Below are 16,219 nucleotides of genomic sequence, written 5' to 3'. Positions count from 1 at the left end.
AGTATAGGTAACAATGAGCTATGCTCCGTCAATCCTGACCATCTCACCCTCCGTAGGAGCCATGCCCCGCGACCACATCGACTGGACCCCCTCGCCCGGCACCTCGCCCGAACAGCCTCGGCAGGTGCGCCGCATCCTCACGCTCTTCAAGCCCTACCGTGCCCGGCTCGCGGTCGTCGGCCTGCTGGTCGCCGCCGCCTCGCTGGTCGCCGTGGCCACCCCGTTCCTGCTGAAGGAGACGCTGGACGTCGCCATCCCCCAGGGGCGTACCGGCCTGCTCAGCCTCCTCGCCCTCGGCATGATCCTCAGCGCCGTCCTGGGCGGCGTCTTCGGTGTCCTGCAGACCCTGATCTCCACCACGGTCGGCCAGCGTGTCATGCACGACCTGCGCACGGCCGTCTACGACCGCCTGCAGCGGATGTCCCTCGCCTTCTTCACGCGCACGCGTACCGGCGAGGTGCAGTCCCGCATCGCCAACGACATCGGTGGCATGCAGGCCACCGTCACCTCCACCGCCACCTCGCTGGTCTCCAACTTCACCAGCGTGGTGGCCACGATCATCGCGATGGTCGCCCTCGACTGGCGGCTGACCGTCGTCTCGCTGCTCCTGCTGCCGGTGTTCGTGTGGATCAGCCGTCGCGTCGGCAACGAACGCAAGAAGATCACCACCCAACGCCAGAAGCAGATGGCCGTGATGGCCGCCACGGTCACCGAGTCGCTGTCGGTCAGCGGCATCCTGCTCGGCCGCACCATGGGCCGTTCGGACTCCCTCACACGGTCCTTCTCCGAGGAGTCCGAGCAACTGGTCGACCTCGAGGTGCGGTCCAGCATGGCCGGGCGCTGGCGCATGGCCGTGATCGGGATCGTCATGTCCGCCATGCCGGCGGTCATCTACTGGACCGCGGGCATGGCCCTCCAGTTGGGCGGCCCCGATGTCTCCCTCGGTACGATCGTCGCCTTCGTCTCGCTCCAGCAGGGCCTGTTCCGCCCCGCCGTCAGCCTCCTGTCGACCGGCGTGCAGATCCAGACCTCCCTCGCGCTCTTCCAGCGCATCTTCGAGTACCTCGACCTCCCCATCGACATCACCGAGCGCGACAACCCGGTCCATCTCGACCAGGTCAAGGGCGAGCTCCGCTTCGAGGACGTCACCTTCGGCTACGAGGGCAAGGGCGGGCCCGTCCTCGACGGCATCGACGTCACCGTCCCCGCCGGCGGCAGCCTCGCCGTGGTCGGCCCGACCGGCGCCGGCAAGTCCACGCTCGGCTACCTGGTGCCGCGCCTGTACGACGTGACGGGCGGCCGGGTCACCCTCGACGGGGTCGACGTCCGTGACCTCGACTTCGACACGCTCGCGCGCGCGGTCGGCGTCGTCTCGCAGGAGACGTACCTCTTCCATGCCACGGTCGCCGACAACCTGCGCTTCGCCAAGCCGGACGCCACCGACGAGGAACTGCACGCGGCCGCGCGGGCGGCGCAGATCCACGACCACATCGCCGCCCTGCCCGACGGCTACGACACGGTCGTCGGCGAGCGCGGCCACCGGTTCTCCGGTGGCGAGAAGCAGCGGCTGGCCATCGCCCGCACCATCCTGCGCGACCCGCCGGTACTGATCCTCGACGAGGCGACCAGCGCCCTCGACACGCGCACCGAACAGGCCGTCCAGGAGGCAATCGACGCGCTCTCGGCCAACCGCACCACGCTCACCATCGCGCACCGGCTGTCCACCATTCGGGGCGCCGACCAGATCATGGTCCTCGACTCCGGCCAGGTGGCCGAACGGGGCACGCACGAGGAGCTGTTGGAACGGGACGGGCGATACGCGGCACTGGTGCGACGGGATGCCCGCCTGGAGCCGACAAGATGACAGTATGGCAAGTTATGCCAGGTTTGTGACTATATGAGGGTTACCGTGCCCGCATGCAGATGAACACTCCGCCTCGGAGCACGATTCGACTGACGCGCCGGGGCCGTCTCGTCCTCATCGCGACCGGAGCCGTGGTGGCCGGCACCGCCGTGGCGGTGCCGCTGCTGAGCCTGGAGAGTCCGAAGCAGGAGGCGAAGCCGGCGACCCTGATCATCCCGGAGGGCTGGCGCGCGAGCCAGGTCTACGAGGCCGTCGACAAGGCCCTCGCCCTGCCGGCCGGCACCACCAGGAAAACGTTGCCCAGAGCCGGTCTGAAGCTGCCGAACGACGCCCAGGGCAATCCGGAGGGCTATCTCTTCCCGGCGACGTATCCGCTGGACAAGAAGGCGACGCCCCAGACCCTGCTGTCCTACATGGTCGACACAGCCAACAAGAAGTTCGGCGGGGCGCCGATCGCGGCAGGCGCCCAGCGCAACGCCATGAACGTCTATCAGACGGTCACCATCGCCAGCCTCGTGCAGGCCGAAGCCGCCACCAAGGCGGACATGGGCAAGGTGGCCCGGGTCGTGTTCAACCGCCTGAAACACGGGATGCCGTTGCAGATGGACTCCACCATCAACTACGCGCTGAACCGCCTCACGCTGAAGACGACGGAGAACGACACCCGTGTGGAGAGCCCTTACAACTCCTACCAGCGCATGGGCCTGCCGCCGACGCCGATCGACAACCCGGGCGAGGAGGCGATGCGCGCGGCGATCAGCCCCACCCCGGGCGACTGGCTCTACTTCGTCACCGTCAAGCCGGGCGACACGCGCTTCACGGCGAGCTACGCGGAGCACCAGCGCAACGTCGCCGAGTTCAACCGGAACCAGAAGGCCCCGAAGGGCCCGTCCGCGGCGGCCGGATGACCTGGCGGGCCGTCAGGCGGCGACCGCCGCCTCCGCGAGCAGCCGCCTGATGTCCCGTACGGCCGCGCGTCCGGCCCGGTTGGCGCCGATGGTGCTGGCCGACGGCCCGTAGCCGACGAGATGGATGCGCGGATCGGCGACGACACGGGTTTCCTCGACCCGGATGCCACCACCCGGCTCACGCAGCCGCAGCGGCGCCAGATGGTCGATGGCGGCCCGGAAACCGGTCCCCCACAGGATGACATCGGCGGCGACCCGCCGCCCGTCGTTCCACTCCACGCCGTCCGGAGTGATCCGGTCGAACATGGGCAGCCGGTCCAGCACCCCGTCGGCGAGCCCCTGCCGGATCGCGTCGTTGAGCGGCAGTCCCGTCACGGACACCACACTCTTCGGCGGCAGCCCCTGCCGCACCCGCTCCTCCACCAGCGCGACCGCCGCGCGGCCGGCGCCCTCGTCGAAGGGCCCCTCGCGGAACACGGGGGGCCGCCGCGTCACCCACGTGGTGGCCGCCGCGTACGGCGCGATCTCCAGCAGGTGCTGCGTACCGGACGCACCCCCGCCCACCACGACCACCCGTAGCCCGGCGAACGCCTCGGGACCCGGATACCGCGCGGTGTGCAGCTGACGGCCGCGGAAGGTCTCCTGGCCGGGGTAACGCGGCCAGAACGGCCGGTCCCAGGTGCCGGTGGCGTTGATCAGTGCCCGGGTGGACCACGTACCGTCGGAGGTCTCGACGAGCAGTCGTCCACCGGTGCCCTCGCGCACGGCCCGCACCTCCACCGGCCGCCGCACGCGCAGGTCGAAGGCGCGCTCGTAGGCGTCGAAGTACTCGGCGACGACCTCGGACGAAGGCCGGGCGGGATCCGCGCCCGTCAGCTCCATCCCGGGCAGCGCGTGCATCCCGTGCACCTTGCCGTACGTCAGTGAGGGCCACCGGAACTGCCAGGCGCCCCCCGGCGCAGGGGCGTGGTCGAGCACCACGAAGTCGCGCTCCGGCTCGAAACCGGTGCGCCGCAGGTGAAACGCGGCGGCCAGACCGGCCTGACCGGCGCCTATGACGACGACCTCGACCTCACGCAAGCTGTTCACGCTTCTACCAACGGCAGGACCGGCGTGGATCTTCCCGGGCGGGCCGGGACCAGTGGGACGGGTGCGCGGGAGGGGTCGAAAGGGGAGGGGAGTCAGGCCTCTTCGGCGGCAGTCGGGTCGTCCACGCCGAGGCGGCGTGACAGGCCGGCACGCAGTTCCGCGAACCGGGGATCGGCGGTGTCGCGCGGCCGTACGAGGTCGATCCTCCGCTCGTGTGCGATGCCGCCGTCGTCCATGACCAGGACCCGGTCGGCGAGCAGCACCGCCTCCTCGACGTCGTGCGTGACCAGGAGCACGGCGCATCCGCGGCGCTGCCACAACTCGGCCACCAGCCGTTGGGCATGGAGCCGGGCGGGCGTGTCGAGCGCGCCGAAGGGTTCGTCGAGCAGCAGCAGATCGGGTTCGCGCACCAGGGCCCGGGCCAGGGAGGCACGCTCGGCCTCGCCGCCGGACAGGATCTTCGGCCAGGCGTCGGCGCGACGTCCGAGTCCCACCTCGGCGAGGGCCTTGTCGGCCACGGTGCGGTCGGCCGGGCCCGGCAGGCCGAGGAGCACGTTGCGCCACACCTTCTTCCAGGGCGTCAGTCGCGGCGCCTGGAAGGCGACGGCCTTGCGGCGCGGCACCAGCACGGTGCCCCGGATGTCGCGGTCGAGCCCGGCCAGGATGCGCAGCAGCGTGGACTTGCCGCAGCCGCTGCGGCCGAGCAGGGCCACGAACTCGCCCGGCCGGATGTCGAGCCGCAGGCCGTCGATCACGGCCCGGCCCTCGAAGGAGCGGGTCAGCCCCTCGACGCGGACCGCCTGCGGCGGGTGGGCCGGGTGCGGAGCACGGGCCTCCTGGGGGCTCACCGGCCCGTGAACGTCGGTCGTCATCGCGTCAGCAGCCTTTCGTGGATCGGACGACGAAGTCGGCGAGCGGTCCGAGGCAGGCGTGGACGGGGGGCGTGGGGCGTGGCTGATGCTGATGGGGGCTCCTCGGAGAGGAACGGCGGTCGGCGGGACCGGGCGGACGCACCTCGGCACCGCCCCGTCACGGTCGGCTCAGGCACGACCGGGTGTGTGCGGTGAGGCGGGCGAAGGCGAGAGGGAAGGGCGAGGCGTGGTGGGGGGTGACGCGAGAGGTGAAAAGGCGTCAGCGGCCGCGTCGACACGCGGCGGAGGCCACCCGCAGCAGGTCGATGTGACCGCGCGTGGTGAGCAGGACTGAACGCAACATGCGGGTGAACGTAGCGAGGCCGCATGCCCACGGTCAACGGGCGTCTCGCGCACCGGACCCCGTGTATCGGGGTCCGGTCGGCCGGTCAGGTGTGGAACCCGGCGTATGGGTCAGGATGGGGGGATGTCAGATGCGTTGACCACCCGAGTTCTGCACATCACCTCAGGGTCCCGGGAGAGGATCGTCGACCTCACCGGGGACTGCGAGACGTTCCTGCGTGAAGCGGCCGCCGGTCGGGACGGCCTCCTGAACATCTTCGTCCCGCACGCCACGGCCGGCGTCGCGATCATCGAGACGGGCGCCGGAAGCGACGACGACCTGCTGGCCGCCCTGCACACCCTCCTCCCCGCCGACGACCGCTGGCAGCACCGGCACGGCAGCCCCGGCCACGGCCGCGACCACGTCCTGCCGGCCCTCGTCCCGCCCCATGCGACCTTGCCGGTCCTGGACGGCAGGCTGGAACTGGGGACGTGGCAGTCGGTGTGCCTGGTCGACACCAACAAGGACAACCCCGACCGGCAGGTCCGGCTGAGCTTCCTGGGTTAAGAGCTCCGAACAAAAGCGGAGTCCGATCAGCTCGCGGCGAGCGTGCGTGCCGGGCTCGCGTGCCGGGCTCCACTCTTGGTCGGAGCTCTAAGGGCCCGGCGGCGTCCAACGGCCGTTCGAAGACGTCTCCAGAAGCGGAGGGTTTCCGTTCGGTCACCGTGGGTGAAGTTCCCGGCCGGTCATGACTCGCGCTCGTTATGTCCGTATCCTCATCAATGTCGGATTATCCGCGAACGGTGACGAAGCCCAGGCGCAGGTGAGGCGGAGCGTGGTTCGGCCCGGCAGGGAGTCGATGGCGGCGGGACGTGCGACAGGCGGCACGGGTCCCGCTCATTTCCGTGAGCGGTTTCTGCAGGGCGAGACGGTCGAGCGGGGAGTGCGGACGTCCATCCTGGACTCGTGGCGGCGCTGCCGCTCCCTGGGCCTCTCGCCGGACCAGTCCGACCTTCCCTTCCGGGACGACTTCGACCTGGACGGCCCGCTCGTCCGCGCGGCCGTCCCGGTGCTCGACCGACTGCAGTCCACGTTCTCCGGCAGTGAGATCAACATCTCCGTCGCCGATGCGCGTGGGACGGTCCTGCTACGCCGTTTCGGTGAAACGTCGCTGGTCGGAAGTCTTCCGGCGATCCAGAGAGTTCCGGGCTTCGTCTTCGCCGAGCGGTTCGCCGGCACGAACGGCATCGGCCTCGCTCTGGCGGAGCGGCAACTCATCCGCGTCTACGGCGCCGAGCATTTCGCGGAGCGCTCCCAGCGAAACGCCTGCGTCGCCCTTCCCGTGCGCGACCTGCTCAGTGGGCGCATCGAGGGTGTCCTGTGTTTCGGCTATCCGCGCAGCTTCGAGACCTCGGCGCTGGCCGACGTGATCGGCAGAGCGGCCGGGGCCGTGGAGCGGCGGCTGCTGGGGCAGAGTTCCGCGCGTGAGCGTGCACTGCTGCGGGCGTACCTGGCAACCGGAGTCGATGCCGCAGTCGACCCTCATGCCGCCGTCCGCCCTCACCGCGGCATCGCGTTGGACGAACTGGTCCTCGAACTGCGCCCGCGCGACCAGGCGGTCCTCATGGAGAAGGCTGCCGAGTTGATCGCCCGTGCGCAGCGCGCTGCCGTCGACGTGCGCCTGCCCGACGGCCGGCGGATCACGCTCGTGAGCCGTCCGATGACGAGTGCCTCCGGGGTACAGGGCTTCGCCGTCGAGGCGGTCCTCCCCGGTCTCCCCTCGGAATCCCCGGACATCCCGCAGCAGGCCGACGAGCTGAGGGGCTTCGGCGTCGAGCGTGCCGTCGGTGTAGCCGTTCCGCGACTCTCCGCCGCCCCGCCGCGCCGACTCGCTCCCGACGCCGCGCCGGTCGGGGTCGTCGGGGCCGTCGACGGCAAGGGCCTCACGGACGACGGCACCGAAGGCGCGACGGGCGAGCCCTTCGAACCGCCGCCCTCGGCCAGAGGGCTCGTGCTGGTCGGAGAGCCGCATGTGGGTGCTTACGCGCTGGCCGCGCGACGCCGCCTCGAGCTGCTGTCCGAGGCCAGCGTCCGCATCGGCACCACCCTGGAGGTGCGCCGAACCGCCGAAGAACTCGCCGAGACGGCGGTCCCGCGACTGGCCGACTTCGTCACCGTCGATCTGCCGGAGGCCGTCCTGCGGGGTGAGGAGTCCGCCGACCCCCTCAGCGACCTGCGCCGCACGGTGGTCCACGGCATTCGCGACGGCCTCCCCTTCACCGCGGTCGGCAAGCGGATCGACTTCGGACCGACTGCGCCCCAGCTGCGGTGTCTGACCACCGGAGACGCAGTGCTGGAACCGGACCTGACGGTTTCCGCAGGCTGGCTCGCCCAGGACCCCGAGCACACCGGAGGGCTGCTGGCCCACGTCCACTCCCTCATCGCCGTACCCCTTGTCGCCCGCGGTGTCGTCCTGGGCATCGCCAGCTTCTACCGCGCCCAGGATCCCGCCCCGTTCGGGGACGACGACCGCTCTCTGGCCCAGGAACTCGCCTCTCGCGCCGCCCTGTCCATCGACAACGCCCGGCGCTACACGCACGAACGCACCATGGTCCTGGCCCTGCAGCGCAGACTGCTCCCGCACGGGCTGCCCGATCAGGAAGCCGTCGAGGTCGCCCATCGGTACCTGCCCGCCGAATTCGACGTGGGCGGGGACTGGTACGACGTCATCCCGCTCTCCGGCGCCCGCATCGGCCTCCTGGTCGGTGACGTCGTCGGTCACGGCATGCTCTCCGCCGCCACCATGGGACGGCTGCGCACCGCCGCACGCACCTTCGCCGAACTCGACCTCCCCCCGGACGAGGTACTCACCCACCTCGACAACCTGGTGGGGCGCATGGACCGGGAGGACTCCGAAGGGGAAGGCGTCGGCATCATCGGCGCGACCTGCCTGTACGTCATCTACGACCCGACCTCGCAGCATTGCGTCATGGCCCGCGCCGGCCACCCGCCGCCCGCGCTGGTCTGCCCCGACGGCAGCGTGTCCTATCCCGACCTGCCCGCCGGGCCCCCGCTCGGCCTCGGAGGGCTGCCCTTCGACGCCGTCGAGATCGACATCCCCGAGGACAGTCAGCTGGTCCTCTACACCGACGGACTCATCGAGGACCGGCACCGCGACGTCGACGTGGTCCTCGACCAGCTGCGCGGGGCCCTGGCCCACCATCCGGAACGCACACCCGAGGAGACCTGCCAGGCGATCCTGGACACCGTGGCACCGGCCCACCCGTGCGACGACATCGCCCTGCTCGTCGCCCGCACCCACGCCCTGGATTCCGGTCGGATCGCCACCTGGGAACTGCCCGCCGGCCCGGCCGTCGTCGGAGAGGTCCGTGCGCTCGCCCTCAGGCAACTTGCCGACTGGGGACTCGAGGAGCCGGCGTTCGCCGTGGAACTGATACTGAGCGAGCTGGTCACCAACGCCATCCGTCACGGTTCCGGGCCCATCCGGGTACGGCTGCTGCACGACCGCACCCTGATCTGCGAGGTCTCCGACACCAGCAACACCGCCCCGCACCTGCGTCGGGCGGCGAGCACCGACGAAGGCGGACGCGGCCTGTTCCTCGTCGCGCAACTGTCGCAGACGTGGGGGACCCGTTACCTCTCGGAGGGCAAGGTCATCTGGGCCGAGTGCGCACTCGACGGCGCGTGAGGAAAATGCCGAAATGGCATGATTGATCCAGTTAGTATCTCCTCTGAACGTCGGGAAGAACTCGTCAGGCCGACCCCCGGAGATGTCCGTGTACGACGCTCCCGACACGTCCGTGAAGGCGTTTCCCCCATTCGACGTGGAGCCCCTGGTCCGTATTCGCGGGCTCGGCAAGCGGTTCGGTGGCACCCTCGCCCTGGCCGGGGTCGACCTCGACGTCCACGCCGGCAGTGTCCTTGCCCTCCTCGGGCCCAACGGCGCCGGAAAGTCCACGCTCATCAAGGTGCTCGCCGGTGTCCACCATGCCGACGCGGGACAGATCACGGTCGACGGGCACCCGCTCGGAAGTCCCGCGGCCTCCCGCGGCATGTCCTTCATCCACCAGGACCTCGGTCTCGTGGAGTGGATGACGGTCGCCGAGAACATCGCCCTGAGCGCAGGGTATCCGCGCCGCGCCGGGCTGATCTCCTGGCGGAGGACCCGCGAGCGCTGCGTCGACGCCCTGCGGATCGTCGCCGGACATCTCGACCCCGACGCGCCGATCGCCGGGCTCGCCCCGGCCGAGCGTTCGCTGGTCGCGATCGCCAGAGCCCTGGCGGCACGCCCGAGACTCCTCGTCCTCGACGAGCCGACCGCCCGCCTCCCGGCCGCGGACTGCGCCCAGCTGTTCCGTGTCCTGCACGCCTTACGGGACCGGGGGCACGGCATCCTCTACGTCAGCCACCGCCTGGACGAGGTGTATGAGGTCGCCGACGCCTTCGCCGTGCTGCGTGACGGCCGCCTCGTCAGCCACGGCCCGCTGGCGGCCCACAGCCCCGCCCGTTTGGTGCACGACATCGTCGGCGGGGAACCGACCGCTCACCGCCCCGCCACGGCCCCGCCCGGCGGGCCGGCCGTACTGACCCTGGACGGCGTACGGACCACCGGCTCGGGCACGGTCGGCCTGGAGGTCGGGGCCGGGGAAGTCCTGGGCCTGGTCGGACTCACGGGCGCCGGGCAGACGGAACTGGGCCGGGCCCTCGTCGGTTCGCGTCCTCTTCTGGAGGGGCGGGCCCTGCTTGGCGGCCGGCCGTACCACCCTCGCACGGTCGCCGAAGCCGTCGGACTCGGTGTCGGCCTCGTACCCGGCGACAGACTGGGGGAGGGCTGTCTCGCCGAGCTGACCGTGCGGGAGAACCTCCTGGCCAATCCCCGCGCGGGAGGCCGGTCGGCGCCGCGCTGGATCAGCCCCCGCCGCGAACGCGCCGAGACCGCCATCCTGATCGAACGGTTCCTGGTGCGCCCCGGCGACGGCGAGGCCCCCCTCGCCGTCCTGTCCGGCGGCAACCAGCAGAAAGTCCTGATCGGCCGATGGCTTCGGCTGGGCCTGCGCCTGCTGATCCTCGAGGAGCCGACCGCGAGCGTGGACGTGGGCGCCAAAGCAGCCATCCACCGCCTGCTCGGTGAGGCAGTGGCCGCGGGTCTCGCGGTCCTGCTCATCTCCACCGACTTCGAGGAGGTCGCGGGTGTATGCCGGCGTGCCCTGGTCTTCGTCCGCGGGTCCGTGACCGCCGAGCTGAGCGGTGCGGACCTCACGGCAGCCGGGCTGACCCGGGAGGCGTCGGCCGTGCACCCTTCCGGCACGGGGACGAACCCATGACCGCCCCGCCCTCCCCCTCCTCACCCCGGAGACGACGGCGCCGACCGGGCGGACACCTCATCGGCGCCTACGGCCTGCTCGCCCTGACGGCCCTGCTCTTCCTGATCTTCTCCCTCGCCCTGCCCCGCACCTTCCCCACGCTGGACACCGCCGACTCCATCCTGTCCAACCAGTCGATCCCGGCCGTCCTCGCACTCGCCGCCATGGTCCCCATCGTGACCGGCGCGTTCGACCTCTCCATCGGCTACGGCCTCGGCCTGGCACACGTCATGGTGATACAGCTCGTCGTGAACGGCGGGTGGCCCTGGCCGCTCGCCTGCCTCGCCGTGATCGTCGGAGGCGCGGTAGCGGGCGTCCTCAACGGTGTCATCGTCGTGTTCGGCCGGATCGACTCCTTCATCGCCACCCTCGGTACCGGCAGCATGATGTACGCCGTGACCGGCTGGATCACCGACGGCGGCCGGATCGTCCCCGGCGGGCAAGGCCTTCCGGCGGCGTTCACCGACCTCTTCGACTCCACGTTCCTCGGCGTTCCGGTCCCCGCGTTCTACGTGCTGGCCCTCACCGTCGTTCTCTGGCTGGTGCTGGAGCGACTGCCGCTCGGCCGGTGCCTCTACGTCGTCGGCTCGAACCCGCGCGCGGCCGAGCTCGTCGGGATCCCGACCCGCAGGTACACCGTTTACGCCTTCGCCACGTCCGGGCTGATCGTCGGCCTCGCCGGTGTGCTGCTCGCGGCCCAGCAGCAGATCGGCAATCCGAGTGTCGGCCTCGACTATCTGCTGCCCGCCTTCGTCGGCGCCCTCCTCGGCTCCACGGCGATCAAACCCGGCCGGCCCAACGCCATCGGCACCGTCGTGGCCGTCGCGGTCCTCGCCGTCGGCCTCACCGGCATCGGCCAGCTGGGCGCCGACTTCTGGACCGTCCCGCTGTTCTACGGGGGCACCCTGCTCATCGCGGTCGGCCTGGCGGGATACGCCGCCCGGCGCCGGCTGCGCAGCGGCGTCGTCGCGGCCCACGACGCGTCGGCCGCGCCGCCCGGGCCGCCGTCCTCACCGACGCAGGACGGTGGGCCGGCAGGCACGACTCCCTGATCCACGCCAGGGGCACCGCCTCCGTGCCCCGGCCGCATCCTCCCGCCTCATTCCTACGCGAGGAGTTCCCGTGCACGGCAACCGCAGAGCCACCCCCGGCGTCCTCAGGGTTCGGCTCGTCGCCTGCGTCCTGCTGGCGACGGCAACCGCCCTCGCCGGCTGCGAACGCGGCTCGTCGGGCGGCCCGGCCGAGTCCACCACGGGCCCGAGCGGCTGCCCCGCCGTCCATGCCAGGGCCGACACCGCCGTCACACGGGCGGAGGAAACAGACGTCTCCTGGAACGGGCCGACCAGCGGCCCCACGGCGGTCTCGGGCAAGAACATCGTCTACGTCGCCCAGACCATGACCAATCCCGGGGTCGCGGGCGCGGCCGACGGGGTGAGGGAAGCCGCGCGGGTCATCGGGTGGAAGGTCCGGGTGATCGACGGCGGGGGCAGTCCCGCCGGCATCCAGACGGCGATGAGCGAGGCCGTGGCCCTCAAGCCCTCGGGGATCGTCATCGGCGGGTTCGACCCCAACTCGACGTTGCGGCAGGTCGCGCGGGCCAACGAGGAGCGCATCCCGCTCATCGGCTGGCACGCGGTCGCCGAGCCCGGCCCCAGCCGGCGGCCCGAGCTCTTCACCAACGTCACCACCCAGGTCGAGGACGTGGCCGCGATCAGCGCGCAGTGGATCATCTCGCGCTCCCACGGCCACGCCGGGGTCGTGCTCATCACCGACTCCTCGATCCCCTTCGCCAGGAACAAGTCCCAGCTGATCAGGAAGGAGCTCGCCACCTGCCGGGGCGTCAAGCTGCTCGCGTACGAGAACATCCCGATTCCGGACGCGAGCAGTCGCACCCCTCGGGAGATCTCCTCCCTCCTGGCCCGGTTCCAGAACAGCTGGACCCACTCCGTCGCCATCAACGACCTGTACTTCGCCGACGCGGCTCCCGCCTTCCGCGCGGCCGGACAGAAGGGCTCAGGCCCGCCCTTCAACATCGGCGCAGGCGACGGCGACCCCTCCGCCTTCCAGCGCATCAACGGCAGGCAGTACCAGGCCGCCACCGTGCCCGAGCCGCTGTCCCTCCAGGGCTGGCAGATCGTCGACGAGTTCAACCGTGCCTTCTCCGGTCGTCCCGCCAGCGGGTATGTGGCCCCCGTCCACATCGCCACGGCCGGAAACAGCGGCGGTGCCACGACCTGGGACCCGGCGGGCTACCAGGAGGCGTACCGAAAGATCTGGGGCAAGTGACCGAGGTGTCGGGGACCTGGCCGCCGCGGGCGCACCGGCTTTCGTCCGTACGACCCCGTGTGGTGGCGGGGCGTAGAGGTGTGCGGGAGCTTCCTGGGACGACATGTCCGGTTCTGCAGGAGAGGCTCTGCTTCGGCGGCCCGGTGACCGGGGGAGTGAAGGCCCGCCGTATCGGTGTCCGAGCGCTGGGCTAGAGTCTCGCCTCATCCTCGGTCGGACGTTCTGCCCGGGAACGTGCGCTGGGGGTACGGCACATGGGGCTCGAACGAATGGAACTGCCCGGCTACGAGATCCAGGAGGTCCTGGGGCAGGGTGGTTTCGCCACGGTGTACCGGGCCCGGCAGCTGGCCGTGGGCAGGGAGGTCGCGCTGAAGGTGGACAGCAGAACGCTGTCGACACCGCGCGACCGGCAGCGTTTCCTGCGTGAGGTAACCGCGGCCGGACAGCTGTCCGGGCATCCGCATGTGGTGCCGGTGTACGACGCCGGGGTGCTCGCCGACGACCGCCCTTACATGGTGCTGGAGTTGTGCCCCGGCGGCTCGCTCGGCGACCGGCTGCACCGGCAGGGACCACTGCCGCTCAAAGAGGCGCGCGACATCGGAGTGGGCCTGGCGGACGCGGTCGCGGCCGCTCACGCGGCCGGGGTGCTGCACCGCGACATCAAACCCGGAAACGTCATGGTCAACCGGTACGGCGGCGTGGCCCTCACCGACTTCGGGCTGGCGGCCATGCCCCGGCCGGGGCGGGAACTGTCCGTGACGCGGGAGGCGCTGACGCCCGCGTACGCGCCTCCCGAGGCCTTCCACATGGCCGAACCCAGCCGGGCCGGTGATGTGTACTCGCTGGCCGCCACCGTCTACGCCCTGCTGCGGGGCTGCCCACCGCACCACCCGGACGACGGAACCCAGCTCAGCCTCGCCGAACTGATCGTGCGCCACACCTGGCCGTACCCGGAACTGCCCGGAGTGCCGGCCGCTCTCAACTCGGTTCTCCGGCACGCCGTGGCCTCGGACCCGGCCCGCCGACTGTCCGACGCGGGCGCGTTCCGGGACGCTCTCGCCGCCGTCGATCTCGACACCGTCGACGTGGGAGGTGTCGGCGGCTTCGGACCGGTGACCGGCCTGACCACCGTTTCCTCGTACCGGGACGCGCCGCCCTCCTCGTACACGCCGCCGCGCGACGCGGCTCTTCCCTACGATGGCGCCCCTCCGCCGCCGTCCGTTCCGGACGCGGGTCGCACGACCTCGGTCTCCGGGCCCGGCGGCGACGGTGGACGGAAGGGATCGCGACGCCCCCGCCTGGTCGCCGTGCTGGCGGCGGTGGCCGTCTCGGTGGGTGTGTCGGTCACCGTGGTGACGTACCAGGGCGGCCGGCAGGACCGCGGGGACGAGGGCCCCGGCCCGGGGGCGTCCGCCTCTTCCGGTGCCACAGCCGAGAACAAGGACGCGTCCGGCGCAGGGGTGGCGACCACGACGGAGAACTGCCCCGCGGCGGGCGTCGACGGCGTCGGCGGCCGGTGTGTCGCGACCCCCGAGTGCTGGAGCGGCATCACGGACATCTCGGGCATCATCACGGTCAGCCGCGCGGACTGCCAGACCAGGCATGTGTGGGAGACCTTCGCCATCGCTCCGCTGCCGGAGGACGGCATGACGAACAACGCGCGGGATCTGGTCAGGCATCCTGACGTCAAGGCGCTGTGCTCACAGCGGGTCATGGCGGATTCCATGGTCCCCGGTGGCCGTGAGGTCGCCGACGAGTGGAACGTCGACGTCCTGCCGCCGACGGCGGGCGAGTGGGACAAGGGCCTGCGCGTCTTCCGCTGCGTGGCCGCGGCGGTCACGCAGGACGGGGAGAAGACCGGGAGCCAGTTCGCCGTGCAGGGGTGAACGGACCGTCGGCCGTGTGGCCGCGCACCGCATCACGAACGGCGGGCCCGGTCGCCGCGACGGCGGTCGGGGACGGCCGTCCGATGGCGCTGACGTCCAGCACCATCGTTCACGACGGCGGGCGGAACGGGGCCGTCAGCGGCGCGGGCGCTCCAGGGTGAGGAGCAGGCCCTCGACCGCACCGGGTCCGATACGGCCCTTGACGTCGGCGGACGTGATGGCCTTGAGGGCCCAGCCGTCCTCGGCGTGCTTGTTCAGAACCTTCTCCAGCTTGTCGCTGTCCAGCGCGTCTCCGATCAGTGACTCGCGGAAGGTGACGACCTTGTACTCGAGTGCGTGCGGGTTGCTCATGTCTGGGGCCTTCCTGTCGATGGCCCGGTTGCCGGAACCGGGGACAGCCAACCACCGGGCGACGTCCGCGCGCACGGCGGGGTGGGGCGTGTCGGAGAAGAGCCGTGACGCGAAGCCGAGCGGGGTGGGTGAGCGGGCCCGCACCGTGGAGACGGACAGGACTCAGGCCGGCTTGCGCCAGACGGAGATGTGCTTCGTGGAGTCCTGGGTGAACGGTGTGCCGTCCCAGTCCTCGACGCGCCGTTCCGGCTCGAGTCCCGCGATCCGTGCCATCAGGTCGAGCTCGGCGGGCCACGCGTACCGGTGGCGGGAGTTGCCGCGGCGGTAGCCGCCGTCGCCTTCGCGGGTGAGGTGGTGAGAGACGAGGATCTGCTCGACCAGGTCGAAGGTGTCGAAGCCGAGGTGCCGCTCGGACACGTCGAACGGCACCGCGACCTGCCCGGGCGGCAGGAAGCGCAGCGGCGGCACCAACAGCTCGACGACGAAGCGGCCGCCGGGCGCCAGATGCCGCGCGGCGTTGCGGAAGCACTCGACCTGCTCGTCCTGCGTGAGCAGGTTCGTGATGGTGTTGTAGACGAGGTACACGAGGGCGAACTCGCCGGGGACGGTGGTCGTGGCCATGTCCCCGATGACGACCGGGAGCGCGTCCTCGTCGATCTTGCGCCGCAGGACGGCCGCCATGGGCTCGGACAGTTCCACGCCCACCACGGGCACACCGCGCTCCCGCAGCGGGACACCCACGCGTCCGGTCCCGATGGCGAATTCCAGCGCCCGGCCGTCACCGGCGAGCGCGGTGAGGAAGTCGACGGTGGGTCCGAGGACAGCGGCCGAGGACATCTCGCTCTCCTCGGCGTCGTAGCGGTCGGCGATCGCGCGGGTCCACAGCTCGCTGCTCGTCATGAGCCGCCACTCTGCCGGGCGCCACGGCCCGCTGTCGACGTGATTTCCCACCGTCGGCCGCGAGGGGCACCGACCGCCGGACCGCCGCCGCGGCGGCTCGGTGCGGACGGTGGCCGACCGCCCGGCCCGGCTGATCGCACGCGCCGCAGCGGTGGGCGTTCTCCTGCGGCGCATCTTGTGTAATCTGAAAGTTAACCTTTCGCGTGTATTTGAGTTCGTACCGGCTTGCACGACCGATCCGGCGCCACGAGGGCGAAAGGTAGTGCGGTTGTATGTACCGTGCTAGGCTTCGTGCTAGTTGCAGTTGTGGTTCCCGAAACTTCAAGTGCCTCGGCGACAGTCCGTCGCCGGGCATTT

At 71.1% G+C, this 16,219-nt stretch carries 13 protein-coding genes; 8 read left to right on the top strand and 5 right to left on the bottom strand.

The features are described from left to right. Positions 1-61 precede the first annotated feature (61 nt). Together ACIPFH_RS41155 and mltG are read left to right on the top strand one after the other, a co-directional pair. Positions 62-1,864, top strand: coding sequence for an ABC transporter ATP-binding protein (locus tag ACIPFH_RS41155; protein ID WP_401834882.1), 1,803 nt, complete (start codon positions 62-64; stop codon positions 1,862-1,864). A gap of 53 nt (positions 1,865-1,917) precedes the next feature. Further along, positions 1,918-2,772, top strand: a complete 855-nt coding sequence (mltG, locus tag ACIPFH_RS41150) for an endolytic transglycosylase MltG (RefSeq protein WP_401834879.1) — start codon at positions 1,918-1,920, stop codon at positions 2,770-2,772. A 12-nt stretch (positions 2,773-2,784) separates the two neighbouring features. Here the strand turns inward: mltG and ACIPFH_RS41145 are convergent, their stop codons facing one another. From ACIPFH_RS41145 to ACIPFH_RS41135, 3 genes are all read right to left on the bottom strand, one after another. Beyond that, the gene (locus tag ACIPFH_RS41145) at positions 2,785-3,861 is read right to left on the bottom strand and encodes an NAD(P)-binding domain-containing protein (protein WP_401834877.1); all 1,077 of its coding nucleotides are present in this window, start codon (positions 3,859-3,861) and stop codon (positions 2,785-2,787) included. Between the two features lie 92 nt (positions 3,862-3,953). Then, on the bottom strand, positions 3,954-4,733 hold the full coding sequence (locus ACIPFH_RS41140; protein WP_401834876.1) for an ABC transporter ATP-binding protein: 780 nt from the start codon (positions 4,731-4,733) through the stop codon (positions 3,954-3,956). Between the two features lie 259 nt (positions 4,734-4,992). Beyond that, the gene (locus ACIPFH_RS41135) at positions 4,993-5,076 is read right to left on the bottom strand and encodes a putative leader peptide (RefSeq protein ID WP_352340592.1); all 84 of its coding nucleotides are present in this window, start codon (positions 5,074-5,076) and stop codon (positions 4,993-4,995) included. 123 nt (positions 5,077-5,199) lie between these two features. Here ACIPFH_RS41135 and ACIPFH_RS41130 point away from each other — a divergent pair, with 123 nt between their 5' ends. The 6 genes from ACIPFH_RS41130 to ACIPFH_RS41105 all read left to right on the top strand — a co-directional run bounded on the left by ACIPFH_RS41130 (position 5,200) and on the right by ACIPFH_RS41105 (position 14,611). Further along, positions 5,200-5,622: a secondary thiamine-phosphate synthase enzyme YjbQ gene (locus ACIPFH_RS41130; protein WP_401834874.1), complete on the top strand. Its 423-nt coding sequence runs from the start codon at positions 5,200-5,202 to the stop codon at positions 5,620-5,622. Positions 5,623-5,914: 292 nt separating this feature from the next. Further along, complete coding sequence (locus ACIPFH_RS41125; protein WP_401834872.1) at positions 5,915-8,764, top strand: SpoIIE family protein phosphatase; 2,850 nt, start codon at positions 5,915-5,917, stop codon at positions 8,762-8,764. Positions 8,765-8,852: 88 nt separating this feature from the next. After that, a complete protein-coding gene (locus ACIPFH_RS41120) occupies positions 8,853-10,400 on the top strand; it encodes a sugar ABC transporter ATP-binding protein (RefSeq protein WP_401834869.1) in 1,548 nt (515 codons plus the stop codon). Then, positions 10,397-11,491, top strand: a complete 1,095-nt coding sequence (locus ACIPFH_RS41115) for an ABC transporter permease (protein WP_401834867.1) — start codon at positions 10,397-10,399, stop codon at positions 11,489-11,491. Before ACIPFH_RS41120 ends, ACIPFH_RS41115 begins: the two co-directional genes overlap by 4 nt. A gap of 70 nt (positions 11,492-11,561) precedes the next feature. Then, positions 11,562-12,725, top strand: coding sequence for a substrate-binding domain-containing protein (locus ACIPFH_RS41110; protein ID WP_401834865.1), 1,164 nt, complete (start codon positions 11,562-11,564; stop codon positions 12,723-12,725). A gap of 254 nt (positions 12,726-12,979) precedes the next feature. Continuing rightward, complete coding sequence (locus tag ACIPFH_RS41105; RefSeq protein ID WP_401834863.1) at positions 12,980-14,611, top strand: serine/threonine-protein kinase; 1,632 nt, start codon at positions 12,980-12,982, stop codon at positions 14,609-14,611. A gap of 135 nt (positions 14,612-14,746) precedes the next feature. Here the strand turns inward: ACIPFH_RS41105 and ACIPFH_RS41100 are convergent, their stop codons facing one another. Beyond that, positions 14,747-14,962, bottom strand: a complete 216-nt coding sequence (locus ACIPFH_RS41100) for a DUF4177 domain-containing protein (RefSeq protein ID WP_057582602.1) — start codon at positions 14,960-14,962, stop codon at positions 14,747-14,749. 162 nt (positions 14,963-15,124) lie between these two features. Next, entirely contained in the window at positions 15,125-15,862 is a 738-nt protein-coding gene (locus ACIPFH_RS41095) for a class I SAM-dependent DNA methyltransferase (protein ID WP_401834860.1), read from the bottom strand. Between the last annotated feature and the right edge of the window lie 357 nt (positions 15,863-16,219).

The organism is Streptomyces sp. NPDC088157, assembly GCF_044741545.1.
Taxonomy (GTDB): Bacteria; Actinomycetota; Actinomycetes; order Streptomycetales; family Streptomycetaceae; genus Streptomyces.
The sequence above is the reverse complement of the archived record's forward strand: the minus strand, read 5'-3'. Positions and strand labels throughout refer to the sequence as shown.